This window comes from Streptomyces sp. NPDC028910, assembly GCF_055564955.1.
On record NZ_JBVHVF010000001.1, the window covers coordinates 342,454 to 356,324 of the forward strand.

The window sequence follows — 13,871 nt, forward strand, 5'->3', positions numbered from 1 at the left end:
GCGGGAGCCAGGGCACACCCCAGGCACAAGGTCAGAGCGTACCTACCTCACAGAGGTAGGTCAAAACAAATGCCCAGCACGGAAACACGCCGTGCGCAAGTGGGACGGCGCCGGTCGCGTCAGCCAGTTCCTGGAGCCGTCCGCGGGGTGGGCGGCCGGCCCGCGTACCGGACGGACTCGGGGCGCGCCGCAGACCTCGTACAAGGGCGCCCTGGTCCCTCCGGGCGGAGGGGCCGCAGTACTTCCAGCAGCTACCTCCCCGAGGCCGCCTACCGGGCGCTGGGGCCCCTTGGCTACGGCTTCACCGACGACGGCCGGACCTTCTTCGGCGCCGACAACCCGCGAGAGGTCCCTGCGGGAACGGGGAAACCCCCCGCCGCTCCTCTCGGAGCGACGGGGGGTTTCTTCTTACGAGCTCTTAGCCGTTGTACGGGCCGTAGTCGTAGTCCTCCAGCGGGACAGCCTGGCCGGAGCCGGTGCCGAAGGGCGAGTAGTCGATGTCGTCGTAACCGACGGCCGAGTACATCGCGGCCTTGGCCTCCTCGGTGGGCTCCACCCGGATGTTGCGGTAGCGGGCGAGGCCCGTACCGGCCGGGATGAGCTTACCGATGATGACGTTCTCCTTGAGGCCGATCAGGGAGTCGGACTTGGCGTTGATCGCCGCGTCCGTCAGAACCCTGGTCGTCTCCTGGAAGGACGCCGCCGACAGCCACGACTCGGTCGCGAGCGAGGCCTTGGTGATACCCATCAGCTGCGGACGGCCGGAGGCGGGGTGACCGCCCTCGGTGACCACACGACGGTTCTCGGTCTCGAACTTCGACCGCTCGACCAGCTCGCCCGGCAGGAGCTCCGCGTCGCCGGACTCGATGATCGTCACGCGGCGCAGCATCTGCCGGATGATGATCTCGATGTGCTTGTCGTGGATCGACACGCCCTGCGAGTTGTAGACCTTCTGGACCTCGCCGACCAGGTGGACCTGGACGGCACGCTGGCCGAGGATGCGCAGCACGTCGTGCGGGTTGGTGGCACCCATGGTGAGCTTCTGGCCCACCTCGACGTGGTCGCCCTCGTGCACGATGACCTTGGCGCGCTTCGAGATCGGGAACGCCGTCTCGTCGCTGCCGTCGTCGGGCGTGATGACGATCTTCTTCGTCTTCTCGGTCTCCTCGATCCGCACGCGGCCGGCGGCCTCGGAGATCGGGGCGACACCCTTCGGGGTACGGGCCTCGAAGAGCTCGACGACACGCGGCAGACCCTGCGTGATGTCGTCACCGGCCACACCACCGGTGTGGAAGGTACGCATCGTCAGCTGGGTACCGGGCTCACCGATGGACTGGGCGGCGATGATGCCGACCGCCTCACCGATGTCGACCAGCTTGCCGGTGGCGAGCGAGCGTCCGTAGCAGAAGGCACAGGTGCCGACCGCGGACTCACAGGTCAGGACCGAACGGGTCTTGACCTCCTCGACGCCGTTGGCGACCAGGGCGTCGATGAGCACGTCACCGAGGTCGACGTTGGCCGGCGCGATGACCTTGCCGTCGATGACGACGTCCTCGGCCAGCATGCGGGCGTAGATCGAGGTCTCGACGTCGTCGGCCTTGCGCAGCGCGCCGTCCTCGCCGCGAACGGCGATCTTCAGCTTCAGACCGCGCTCGGTGCCACAGTCCTCCTCGCGGATGATCACGTCCTGCGAGACGTCCACCAGACGACGGGTCAGGTAACCCGAGTCGGCGGTACGCAGGGCGGTGTCCGCCAGACCCTTACGGGCACCGTGCGTGGAGATGAAGTACTCCAGAACGGTGAGGCCCTCACGGAAGGACGCCTTGATCGGACGCGGGATGGTCTCGTTCTTCGCGTTCGACACCAGACCGCGCATACCGGCGATCTGTCGCATCTGCATCATGTTTCCTCGGGCACCCGAGTCAACCATCATGAAGATGGGGTTCGTCTTGGGGAAGTTCGCGTTCATCGCCTCGGCAACCTCGTTGGTCGCCTTGGTCCAGATCGCGATGAGCTCCTGCGTGCGCTCGTCCTTGGTGATCAGACCGCGCTCGTACTGCTTCTGGACCTTCTCGTCCATCGCCTCGTAGCCCGCGACGATGGCCTTCTTGGCCTCGGGCACGACGACGTCGGAGATGGCCACGGTGACGCCCGAACGGGTCGCCCAGTGGAAGCCGGCCGCCTTCAGGTTGTCGAGCGTCGCCGCCACGATGACCTTGGGGTAGCGCTCCGCCAGGTCGTTGACGATCTCGGAGAGCTGCTTCTTGCCCACCGAGTAGTCGACGAACGGGTAGTCCTCGGGCAGCAGCTCGTTGAAGAGCGCGCGGCCCAGGGTGGTGCGCAGACGGAAGCTGTCGCCCGGCTGGAACTCCTGCTCACCCTCCTCGGCGACCGGCGGCACCCAGCCACGCGGCGGGATGGTGCCCACCGGGAAGCGGATGTCGACGGACGACTGGAGCGCGAGCTCGCCGTTGTCGAACGCCATGGTCGCCTCGGCCGTGGAGCCGAACGCGCGGCCCTCGCCCTTGGTGTCACGGAGCTCACCGTCGGTGGTCAGGAAGAACAGACCGAGGACCATGTCCTGGGTCGGCATCGTGACCGGACGGCCGTCGGCCGGCTTGAGGATGTTGTTCGAGGACAGCATCAGGATGCGGGCCTCGGCCTGCGCCTCCGCGGAGAGCGGCAGGTGCACGGCCATCTGGTCACCGTCGAAGTCCGCGTTGAAGGCGGTGCAGACGAGCGGGTGGATCTGGATGGCCTTGCCCTCGACCAGCTGGGGCTCGAAGGCCTGGATGCCGAGGCGGTGCAGCGTGGGCGCACGGTTCAGCAGCACCGGGTGCTCGGCGATGACCTCTTCGAGCACGTCGTAGACGACCGTACGGCCGCGCTCGACCATGCGCTTCGCCGACTTGATGTTCTGCGCGTGGTTCAGGTCGACCAGGCGCTTCATCACGAACGGCTTGAAGAGCTCCAGCGCCATGGCCTTGGGCAGACCGCACTGGTGCAGCTTCAGCTGCGGACCGACGACGATCACGGAACGCGCGGAGTAGTCCACGCGCTTACCGAGAAGGTTCTGACGGAATCGACCCTGCTTGCCCTTCAGCATGTCGCTGAGGGACTTCAGGGGACGGTTACCGGGACCGGTCACCGGACGACCACGACGACCGTTGTCGAAGAGGGCGTCCACGGCCTCCTGAAGCATGCGCTTCTCGTTGTTCACGATGATCTCGGGGGCACCGAGGTCGAGGAGACGCTTCAGACGGTTGTTGCGGTTGATCACGCGGCGGTACAGGTCGTTCAGGTCGGAGGTCGCGAAGCGGCCACCGTCCAGCTGCACCATCGGACGCAGGTCCGGCGGGATCACCGGCACGCAGTCCAGAACCATGCCCTTGGGCTTGTTGCTGGTCTGCAGGAACGCGGAGACGACCTTGAGGCGCTTGAGCGCACGGGTCTTCTTCTGGCCCTTGCCGGTACGGATGATCTCGCGGAGGCGCTCGGCCTCCTCCTCGAGGTCGAAGGACTCCAGGCGCTTCTGCAGCGCGGCGGCGCCCATGCAGCCGTCGAAGTACGTGCCGAAGCGGTCACGCAGCTCGCGGTAGAGCAGCTCGTCGCCCTCGAGGTCCTGGACCTTGAGGTTCTTGAAGCGGGCCCACACCTCGTCGAGGCGGTCGATCTCGCGCTGGGCGCGGTCACGCAGCTGCTTCATCTCGCGCTCGGCACCCTCGCGCACCTTGCGGCGTACGTCGGCCTTCGCGCCCTCGGCCTCGAGCTCGCCGAGGTCCGTCTCGAGCTTCTTGGCACGGCCTTCGAGGTCCGCGTCGCGGCGGTTCTCGATCTGCTGGCGCTCGACGGAGACGTGGGCCTCCAGCGACGGCAGGTCGCGGGTGCGGCGCTCGTCGTCCACGAACGTGATCATGTACGCGGCGAAGTAGATGACCTTCTCGAGGTCCTTCGGCGCGAGGTCCAGCAGGTAGCCCAGGCGCGACGGGACGCCCTTGAAGTACCAGATGTGGGTGACGGGAGCGGCAAGCTCGATGTGGCCCATCCGCTCACGGCGCACCTTGGCGCGCGTGACTTCGACGCCACAACGCTCACAGATGATGCCCTTGAAGCGGACACGCTTGTACTTGCCGCAGTAGCACTCCCAGTCCCGGGTCGGACCGAAGATCTTCTCGCAGAAGAGTCCGTCCTTCTCGGGCTTGAGGGTGCGGTAGTTGATGGTCTCCGGCTTCTTGACCTCGCCGTGCGACCAGGTTCGGATGTCGTCCGCGGTGGCAAGGCCGATCCGCAGCTCGTCGAAGAAGTTGACGTCGAGCACTGTGCGTCAATCCCTCTTTCGGGGTCGAGTCTCAATCATGGTCTGAACGGTCCCGGGGATGACGGGGGGCTCTTGAGCGAGCCCCCCGTCAGGCCCGTCAGACCTCTTCGACGCTGCTCGGCTCGCGCCGGGACAGGTCGATACCGAGCTCCTCCGCCGCGCGGAAGACGTCCTCGTCGGTGTCGCGCATCTCGATGGACATGCCGTCCGAGGACAGCACCTCCACGTTGAGGCACAGCGACTGCATTTCCTTGATGAGCACCTTGAAGGACTCGGGAATGCCCGGCTCGGGGATGTTCTCGCCCTTGACGATGGCCTCGTAGACCTTCACGCGGCCGGTCACGTCGTCGGACTTGATCGTCAGCAGCTCCTGGAGGGCGTAAGCGGCGCCATAAGCCTCGAGCGCCCACACCTCCATCTCACCGAAGCGCTGGCCACCGAACTGCGCCTTACCACCCAGCGGCTGCTGCGTGATCATCGAGTACGGACCGGTCGACCGAGCGTGGAGCTTGTCGTCGACCAGGTGGTGGAGCTTGAGGATGTACATGTACCCGATCGAGATCGGGTCCGGGAACGGCTCGCCGGAGCGGCCGTCGAACAGACGCGCCTTACCGGACGGGAGGACCAGGCGGTCACCGTCGCGGTTCGGGATGGTGTGCTCGAAGAGGCCGGCGAGCTCGTCCTCGCGGGCACCGTCGAACACCGGGGTGGCGACGTTGGTACCGGGCTCGACCTTGTCGGCGCCGATGACCTTCAGACGCTCGGCCCACTCCTCGCCGAGCCCGGAGACGTCCCAGCCGCGGCTGGCGAGCCAGCCGAGGTGGATCTCCAGGACCTGTCCCGGGTTCATTCGGGACGGGACACCCAGCGGGTTCAGGATGATGTCGACCGGCGTGCCGTCCTCGAGGAAGGGCATGTCCTCGATCGGAAGGATCTTGGAGATGACACCCTTGTTGCCGTGGCGGCCGGCGAGCTTGTCACCGTCGGTGATCTTGCGCTTCTGGGCGACGTAGACGCGGACCAGCTGGTTCACGCCCGGAGGAAGCTCGTCGCCCTCCTCGCGGTCGAAGACGCGGACACCGATGACCTTGCCGATCTCACCGTGAGGGACCTTGAGCGAGGTGTCACGCACCTCGCGGGCCTTCTCACCGAAGATCGCGCGGAGCAGGCGCTCCTCCGGCGTCAGCTCGGTCTCACCCTTGGGCGTGACCTTGCCGACCAGGATGTCGCCCGCGACCACGTCCGCACCGATGCGGATGATGCCGCGCTCGTCGAGGTCCGCGAGGACCTCCTCGGAGACGTTCGGGATGTCCCGGGTGATCTCCTCGGGGCCGAGCTTGGTGTCACGGGCATCGACCTCGTGCTCCTCGATGTGGATCGAGGAGAGGACGTCGTCCTGTACGAGGCGCTGCGACAGGATGATCGCGTCCTCGTAGTTGTGACCTTCCCACGGCATGAACGCGACGAGCAGGTTCTTGCCGAGGGCCATCTCGCCCTCTTCGGTCGCCGGACCATCGGCGAGGACCTGGGCCTCGACGATCCGGTCGCCCTCGTTGACGATGACCTTCTGGTTGACCGAGGTGCCCTGGTTCGAGCGGGAGAACTTGGCGACGCGGTACGTGGTGTACGTACCGTCGTCGTTGGCGACGGTGATGTAGTCGGCCGAGACCTCCTGGACCACACCGTCCTTCTCCGCACGGATCGAGTCGCCGGCGTCGACCGCACAGCGGTACTCCATGCCGGTGCCGACGAGCGGGGCCTCCGCCTTGATGAGCGGAACGGCCTGGCGCATCATGTTCGCGCCCATGAGGGCACGGTTGGCGTCGTCGTGCTCCAGGAAGGGGATCATCGCGGTCGCGACGGACACCATCTGGCGCGGGGAGACGTCCATGTAGTCGACGTCGTCGCCGGCGATGTAGTCGATCTCGCCGCCACGACGACGAACCAGCACGCGGTTCTCGGTGAAACGCATGTCCTCGGACAGGGCGGCGTTCGCCTGGGCGATGACGAAGCGGTCTTCCTCGTCGGCCGTCAGGTAGTCGACCTCGTCGGTGACGACACCGTCGATGACCTTGCGGTACGGGGTCTCGACGAACCCGAACGCGTTGACGCGGCCGTAGGAGGCGAGCGAGCCGATCAGACCGATGTTCGGGCCTTCAGGGGTCTCGATCGGGCACATGCGGCCGTAGTGCGACGGGTGAACGTCACGGACCTCGAAGCCGGCCCGCTCACGGGACAGACCGCCGGGGCCCAGCGCCGACAGGCGGCGCTTGTGGGTCAGACCCGACAGCGGGTTGTTCTGGTCCATGAACTGCGACAGCTGGCTGGTGCCGAAGAACTCCTTGATGGAGGCGACGACCGGCCGGATGTTGATCAGGGTCTGCGGCGTGATGGCCTCGACGTCCTGGGTCGTCATGCGCTCGCGGACGACGCGCTCCATACGAGCCAGACCCGTGCGGACCTGGTTCTGGATGAGCTCGCCGACGTTGCGCAGACGACGGTTGCCGAAGTGGTCGATGTCATCGGTCTCGACCACGATCGAACGGCCGGACTCGCCGGTCGTCTCGGTCTCGCCGGCGTGCAGCTTGACCAGGTACTTGATCGTCGCGATGACGTCGTCGGTGGTGAGCACACCGGCGTCGAGCGGCTCGTCGGCGCCGAGCTTCTTGTTCACCTTGTAGCGGCCGACCTTGGCGAGGTCGTAGCGCTTCGGGTTGAAGTAGAGGTTCTCGAGCAGCGTCTGAGCGGCCTCACGGGTCGGCGGCTCGCCCGGGCGCAGCTTGCGGTAGATGTCGAGCAGCGCGTCGTCCTGACCCTGGGTGTGGTCCTTCTCCAGGGTGGCGCGCATGGACTCGTACTCGCCGAACTCCTCGAGGATCTGCTCGGTGGTCCAGCCGAGGGCCTTCAGGAGGACGGTGACGGACTGCTTGCGCTTGCGGTCGATGCGGACACCGACCATGTCGCGCTTGTCGATCTCCATCTCCAGCCAGGCACCCCGGGACGGGATGATCTTGGCGGAGAAGATGTCCTTGTCGGACGTCTTGTCGATGGAGGAGTCGAAGTAGACACCGGGGGAACGGACGAGCTGCGACACCACGACACGCTCGGTGCCGTTGATGACGAAGGTGCCCTTGTTGGTCATGAGCGGGAAATCGCCCATGAAGACCGTCTGAGACTTGATCTCTCCGGTCTCGTTGTTCGTGAACTCGGCCGTGACGAACAGCGGAGCCGCGTACGTGAAGTCGCGCTCCTTGCACTCGTCGACAGAGTTCTTCGCCGGCTCGAAACGGTGGTCGCGGAAGGTCAGCGACATCGACCCGGAGAAGTCCTCGATCGGCGAGATCTCCTCGAAGATCTCTTCCAGACCGGACTTGGTGGGGACGTCCTGTCCACTCTCAAGAGCCGACTCGACGCGAGCCTTCCAGGCAGCGTTGCCGAGCAGCCAGTCAAAGCTCTCGGTCTGCAGCGCCAGGAGGTTCGGAACCTCGAGGGGCTCCTTGATCTTTGCAAAGGAGATGCGCAGCGGGGCGGTGCTGGCACCGTTGTTCGTATTGGTCGAGGCGTTGCGCGAGGCGGCCAAGAGGGGGTCCTTCCGAGGGCTCGGACTCACTACGCGCGTACCGGTCCCAGCAGACACAGAAGACAAGCCCCCCAAATCCAGCCGAAAGACCAGGTCAGGGTGGATCAATCAAGTGTGCTCAAGCGTGGGCATGTCCCTGGCGACGGGCAGGGGACAGCTAACAGGCAGCGCAAAGGGTCAGTGTAGCCACTCGGCTCACTGATGTCCAGACCAGGTTTCCGGAAACCGGCAACAGGCCTTCCCCAGCTCGTTCAACCAACACCGTGTCCAACCAACACCGCGTCCAACGCTGCGGCTCTCGTACACAGAGCGCGTATCAGTACTGCCCTCTTCGTAGCCGATCCATGCCTCAGATCTCGGATCGAGGTGGTCGACCTCTCGACGGGTCTGAGAATTGCGCGCCGCGTCCCGTTCGTCAAGGCCCCCTGCTCCGAGCGGATCATCCACGGACCCTGCTTCGAGGCAACGAAGATCACCCTACTCCCCAACGAGACCAGGGCAAGTCAGGCACTCCGAGTACGCCAAAGGGCGACCACCCTTACGGGTGATCGCCCTTGGTTGGGGCCTCAGGAGGCCCCAGAGGTGTTACTTGACCTCGACGGCCGCACCGGCGCCCTTGAGGGCCTCGGCGGCCTTCTCGGCGGCGTCCTTGGCAACCTTCTCGAGGACCGGCTTCGGGGCGCCGTCCACGAGGTCCTTGGCCTCCTTGAGGCCCAGGGAGGTCAGCTCACGCACGACCTTGATGACCTGGATCTTCTTGTCGCCGGCACCGGTGAGGATGACGTCGAACTCGTCCTTCTCCTCCTCGACCTCGGCGGCGGGGCCACCCTGGGCCGGACCCGCAACGGCGACGGCCGCGGCGGCGGTGACGTCGAACTTCTCCTCGAAGGCCTTCACGAACTCGGAGAGCTCGATGAGGGTCATCTCCTCGAACTGGGCGAGGAGGTCGTCCTGAGAGAGCTTCGCCATGATGGGCGATCCTTCCACTAATTCGGCAGGTGCCGGATGTATATAGAGGCGGGCGTAACGGCCCGCTACGACCCACGCACTAGGCGGCGTGAATCAGTGCGCGAGCCGAATTACTCGGCACCGCCCTGCTCGGCGAGCTTGACGCGAAGCGCTTCCGCGGTGCGGACGAACTTCGACGGCAGCGCCTGGAAGAGCGAGGCAGCCTGAGACTGCTTGCCCTTGAACGCGCCGGCCAGCTTGCTGAGCAGAACCTCGCGGGACTCGAGGTCCGCAAGCTTCTTGATCTCGTCGGCGGTGAGCGCCTTACCATCAAGGACACCCGCCTTGATGACGAGGTTGGGGTTCTCCTTGGCGAAGTCACGCAGGCTCTTCGCCGACTCCACCGGGTCACCGGTGATGAAGGCGACCGCGGTCGGACCAGCGAAGTGCTCGTCCAGCGCGGTGATCCCGGCCTGGTTGGCCGCAATCTTGGTCAGCGTGTTCTTCACCACGGCGTACTGGGCGTTCTCACCGAGCGAACGACGCAGCGTCTTGAGCTGCGCCACGGTGAGACCCCGGTACTCGGTCAGCACGGCGGCGTTCGAGCTCTGGAACTGGTCCGTGAGCTCGGCTACCGCGGCAGCCTTGTCGGGCCTTGCCATAGAGCGTCGGCCTCCTTCCGGGTGATGAGGACCGCTCAGAAGGGGCTGAACAAAACGAAACGCCCCGGCGCAAGCGCACGGGGCGTAAGCTCGACCGAATCACTCCGGGAGCTTCTCCACGAACACCTGCGCAGGACGTCCGCATTCAGCGGATCCTTCGGCCGCCGCACCCTTGCGGGCACGGCAACGACCAGCGGTCTTTGGCTTCTGGGGAAGCGTACGTGAAGGGGTCCAGTCGAGGCAAATCGCCTCGGACCCGTCTCAGCCCTGCTGGGACAGCTCGGCGATGTCCATCACCTGGTCGGCCGGCGGCGCGGCGACCTCGACCGGCTTGTTGATCTCCAGGACCTTGATGGTCACGTCCATCGGACCCGAGGTGCCGTTGCCGCGGGTGCGGAACTGCTTCATCTGGTCGTTCTCGTCGATCCAGATGTCCATGGTCAGGTCCTTGATGCCCTGGGCCTCCAGCGCCTTCAGGTTCTTCTCCTGGCGCTCCTTGGTCTCGGGCGTGCCCGTCGCGGAGTGGGCCCGCATCTGGTCCAGCGTGACGGTGCCGGTCAGGTGCGTGGTCTTCTGGCCGTCGACGGTCTCCTCGCCGACCTTCTTCAGGTCCTTGGAGGCGCTCAGGTCGTCGGCCTTGTCACCCGGGTTCTCGCCCTGCCGGCTCCCGCCGAGCGCGTCCAGCTGCTGGGCCGCCTTCGGGTCCAGGCTCTTGATGTCGAACTTCATCCACTTGCTCTCGGAACCCAGGTAGAGGGCACCGTCGAGGAGGCGGATCTCCACGCTCTCGCCCGGCGTCTCGGGCGAGGCCATCTTCATCGACATCGCCACGGTGGGCTTGATCCGCATGGCGACCTCGCCGGACACGTTCTGCCCGGAGGCCGCGCCCGACATGGCGTAGCGGAGGGAGGTGATCTCCTCCGCCTTCTTCTTCGTCTTCTCCAGGTACGCGGCCGGCGTGACCTCGGCCGGCTTCTCCGCGGCCTGGGAGGGCGCCGCCGCGGCGCCGCTGTCCTTCTTGGAGTCCTTGCCGTCCTCGCACGCCGTGGCGCCCCCCGCGAGCAGGACGGCGGCCAGGACGGCGCCGACGGTCTTCTTGCGGTACGTGTTCATGCTTTCCCCACCCGTTGTGTCCGTGTGCCGGACGGTGTCGGCGCGTTTTGCCCCGACAGTGACCCTACGTCCGGCCACCGACACTAATCGCACAGCTTTCGCACAGCACGCGAAAAAACGGGCCCTCCTCCCCCGGAGAGGGGGAAGAGGGCCCGTTCAAGGTGCTACCAGCGGGCCGCGGGGCGGCCCGGAGCCGTCAGGCTCAGACAGCAGCCGGGTCTTCCTCGACGAGGAGGTTCCGGGTGCGGTTCTGGTCCAGCTGGATGCCGGGGCCCATCGTGGTGCTCAGGGCGGCCTTCTTGATGTAGCGGCCCTTCGCGGCGGACGGCTTCAGACGGAGGATCTCGTCCAGGGCCGCGCCGTAGTTCTCGACCAGCTGCTCATCGGAGAAGGAGACCTTGCCGATGATGAAGTGCAGGTTCGAGTGCTTGTCGACGCGGAACTCGATCTTGCCACCCTTGATCTCGGTGACAGCCTTCGCGACGTCCATCGTGACGGTGCCGGTCTTCGGGTTCGGCATGAGGCCACGGGGACCGAGCACGCGGCCGAGGCGGCCGACCTTGCCCATGAGGTCCGGGGTGGCCACAACGGCGTCGAACTCGTTGAGGCGGTTGCCCTTGGCGATCTCGTTGATCAGCTCGTCGTCGCCGACAATGTCGGCGCCGGCGGCTTCCGCGGCCGCAGCACGGTCACCGGTCGCGAAGACCAGGACCCGGGCGGTCTTGCCGGTGCCGTGCGGGAGGTTCACGGTGCCACGCACCATCTGGTCGGCCTTGCGCGGGTCGACACCCAGGCGGAAGGCGACCTCGACGGTGCTGTCGAACTTGGTCGCGGAGGTCTCCTTGGCGAGACGGACGGCCTCGAGCGGGGCGTACAGCTTGTCCCGGTCGACCTTGGCGTCCGCAGCGCGGAGAGTCTTGCTGCGCTTCACTTCTGCTCCTGTGTTGTGGCTTCAGGCGTGGAGTCGTGGTGCGGACCAGCGCTTGGTCCTACCACTGGTGGTGCTGGGGGGTGGCTGGATCAGCCTTCGACCGTGATGCCCATCGAACGCGCGGTGCCGGAGATGATCTTCACGGCGGCGTCGATGTCGTTGGCGTTCAGGTCGGGCATCTTGAGCTCGGCGATCTCCTTGACCTGGGCAGCCGTGAGCTTGGCGACCTTGGTCTTGTGGGGCTCGCCGGAGCCCTTCTCCACGCCTGCGTGCTTCAGGATGAGGCGCGCGGCCGGCGGGGTCTTGGTGATGAAGGTGAAGGAACGGTCCTCGTAGACCGTGATCTCCACCGGCACGACCATGCCACGCTGCGACTCGGTCGCGGCGTTGTAGGCCTTGCAGAACTCCATGATGTTGACGCCGTGCTGACCGAGCGCGGGGCCGACCGGCGGAGCCGGGTTGGCCGCACCGGCCTTGATCTGGAGCTTGATGAGCCCCGTGATCTTCTTCTTCTTGGGAGGCATTGCTCTCTCCGGGTCCTAGTGAGAGTTTTTCGCCGCCAACCGGTCATCCGGATGGAGGCATACCGCACCACGATAACGGGTATCGGTGCGGGGCTGAAAACCGAGCAGGTCAGACCGCCCTTTGCGGGGCGATCTGACCTGTCCGGAAGCTGTGGCTCAGAAGCCGCGATGCACGCGAAGTGGATCAGTTCTTCTGGATCTGGTCGAAGCTGAGCTCGACCGGGGTCTCGCGGCCGAAGATCTCGACGAGGCCCTTGACCTTCTTCGAGTCGGGGTTGATCTCGTTGATGGTCGCCTGCAGCGTCGCGAACGGGCCGTCGGTGACGGTGACCGAGTCGCCGACCTCGAAGTCCAGGACCTCGATCGTCCGCTTGACGGCGGGCGCGGGCAGACCGGCCTCTTCGGCGGCGGCCTTGGCGGCCTTCTCCTGCGCCTCCGGGGCGAGCATCTTGACGATCTCGTCAAGCGTCAGCGGGTACGGGTCGTACGCGTTGCCGACGAAGCCGGTGACGCCAGGGGTGTTGCGGACGACGCCCCAGGACTCGTTCGTCAGATCCATGCGGACGAGAACGTAGCCGGGCAGCTTGTTCTGCCGGACGTTCTTGCGCTCGCCGTTCTTGATCTGGACGATCTCTTCCTCGGGCACCTCGGCCTGGTAGATGAACTCCTCGACGTTCAGCGAGACGGCGCGCTGCTCCAGGTTGGCCTTCACGCGCTTCTCGTAGCCGGCGTAGGTGTGGATCACGTACCACTCGCCGGGGAGCAGGCGCAGCTCCTCGCGCAGGGCCTGGATCGGGTCGACGGGCTCGGCGGGCTCGGCCGGAGCGGCCTCTTCGGCCTCCTCGCCGGCCTCGGCCTCGACGGTCTCGACGTCCTCGTCGACCCCTTCGGGCTCGGCGTCGTCGGCAGCCTCTTCGACCTCGGCGTCGTCCTCGATCTCGGCGTCAGCGGCGCTCTCGTCCTCGACGTGCAGCGCGGCCTCCTCGGCGGCGACACCCGCCTTGGCGTCGGCGTGCTCAGCCTCGTCGGGGTCCACAGCGTCTGCCGCCTCGACGATGTCGAGCTCGTCCTCGACGGACTCGACGGAGTCGTGGCTCGCGTTCAGGTTCGGGTCAGACACGGTGGCTGCTTCTTCCTGGATACAAAAGGTGGTGGAACATGCGAAAACGGGCGGCACCCATCAAGGCGCCGCCCTCCGCGGGGATCAGCCGAAGACGAACTTGATGGCTTCCTGGAACCCATAGTCAATCACGGTCACCAGACCGATCATGATGACGACGAAGACAATCACCACGGTGGTGTACGTCGTGAGCTGGTTGCGAGTGGGCCAAACAACCTTGCGGAGTTCCGCGACAATCTGGCGGTAGAAAAGCGCGAGCCGGCCCAGAGGACCCTTCTTGCCGCGCTTGCCGCCCTTGCGGGCCTTCTTCTCGCGCGTCTCGTCCTCGGCGTCAGGCATGTCGATGGAGCCCAGGGCGTCCGTCACGTCTCTCACCTGAATCCGGGTCGTGGCCGTACCGCGCCCGGTTGCGCCGCACGGCGTTGCATCTAAGTACGTACCTGCGCACACACATCCGAGAAGGAGTGTGGAGCAGGGCCGGAGGGACTCGAACCCCCAACCGCTGGTTTTGGAGACCAGTGCTCTACCAATTGAGCTACGACCCTTTGCGTCCCCCAACCTACCGCATCCGCACGAGTGCACGGAGTGCTCACGCTCTGGAGCGGCTGGTGAGGTCCAACGACAGGTGAGTGTACGTGAACCACGCCCTGACGTCGAACAGAACCCTTCCCGCCA

The 13,871-nt window shown here is 66.0% G+C and carries 9 protein-coding genes and 1 tRNA gene; all 10 read right to left on the reverse strand.

Annotated elements, in window-relative coordinates; all coding sequences use genetic code 11:
• Positions 1–418: 418 nt before the first annotated feature.
• The gene (locus ACZ4TV_RS01610) at positions 419–4,318 is read right to left on the reverse strand and encodes a DNA-directed RNA polymerase subunit beta' (protein ID WP_468129500.1); all 3,900 of its coding nucleotides are present in this window, start codon (positions 4,316–4,318) and stop codon (positions 419–421) included.
• Between the two features lie 97 nt (positions 4,319–4,415).
• Positions 4,416–7,898 carry a DNA-directed RNA polymerase subunit beta gene (gene rpoB / locus ACZ4TV_RS01615; RefSeq protein ID WP_468129502.1) on the reverse strand — a complete coding sequence of 1,161 codons (3,483 nt, stop codon included), beginning with the start codon at positions 7,896–7,898 and terminating at the stop codon, positions 4,416–4,418.
• 585 nt (positions 7,899–8,483) lie between these two features.
• Positions 8,484–8,867 carry a 50S ribosomal protein L7/L12 gene (gene rplL / locus ACZ4TV_RS01620; RefSeq protein WP_468129504.1) on the reverse strand — a complete coding sequence of 128 codons (384 nt, stop codon included), beginning with the start codon at positions 8,865–8,867 and terminating at the stop codon, positions 8,484–8,486.
• A 110-nt stretch (positions 8,868–8,977) separates the two neighbouring features.
• Positions 8,978–9,508, reverse strand: a complete 531-nt coding sequence (gene rplJ, locus ACZ4TV_RS01625) for a 50S ribosomal protein L10 (RefSeq protein WP_468129506.1) — start codon at positions 9,506–9,508, stop codon at positions 8,978–8,980.
• Positions 9,509–9,769: 261 nt separating this feature from the next.
• Complete coding sequence (locus ACZ4TV_RS01630; RefSeq protein ID WP_468129508.1) at positions 9,770–10,621, reverse strand: SCO4651 family lipoprotein; 852 nt, start codon at positions 10,619–10,621, stop codon at positions 9,770–9,772.
• Positions 10,622–10,823: 202 nt separating this feature from the next.
• Positions 10,824–11,552 (reverse strand): 50S ribosomal protein L1, encoded by a 729-nt coding sequence (gene rplA / locus ACZ4TV_RS01635; RefSeq protein ID WP_468129510.1) that lies wholly within the window; start codon positions 11,550–11,552, stop codon positions 10,824–10,826.
• An 89-nt stretch (positions 11,553–11,641) separates the two neighbouring features.
• Positions 11,642–12,076, reverse strand: a complete 435-nt coding sequence (gene rplK / locus ACZ4TV_RS01640; RefSeq protein WP_468129512.1) for a 50S ribosomal protein L11 — start codon at positions 12,074–12,076, stop codon at positions 11,642–11,644.
• A gap of 184 nt (positions 12,077–12,260) precedes the next feature.
• Positions 12,261–13,196, reverse strand: coding sequence for a transcription termination/antitermination protein NusG (gene nusG, locus ACZ4TV_RS01645; RefSeq protein ID WP_468129514.1), 936 nt, complete (start codon positions 13,194–13,196; stop codon positions 12,261–12,263).
• 84 nt (positions 13,197–13,280) lie between these two features.
• Positions 13,281–13,562, reverse strand: a complete 282-nt coding sequence (secE, locus tag ACZ4TV_RS01650) for a preprotein translocase subunit SecE (RefSeq protein WP_030825982.1) — start codon at positions 13,560–13,562, stop codon at positions 13,281–13,283.
• 106 nt (positions 13,563–13,668) lie between these two features.
• Positions 13,669–13,741 (reverse strand) — tRNA-Trp (locus ACZ4TV_RS01655).
• Positions 13,742–13,871: the final 130 nt, after the last annotated feature.

What these genes read in the sequence shown, in the direction of transcription:
- rplJ (WP_468129506.1), bottom strand. Translation starts at nt 9,508, where the DNA reads ATGGCAAGGCCCGACAAGGCTGCCGCGGTAGCCGAGCTCACGGACCAG.
- rplK (WP_468129512.1), bottom strand. Translation starts at nt 12,076, where the DNA reads ATGCCTCCCAAGAAGAAGAAGATCACGGGGCTCATCAAGCTCCAGATC.
- ACZ4TV_RS01630 (WP_468129508.1), bottom strand. Translation starts at nt 10,621, where the DNA reads ATGAACACGTACCGCAAGAAGACCGTCGGCGCCGTCCTGGCCGCCGTC.
- rplL (WP_468129504.1), bottom strand. Translation starts at nt 8,867, where the DNA reads ATGGCGAAGCTCTCTCAGGACGACCTCCTCGCCCAGTTCGAGGAGATG.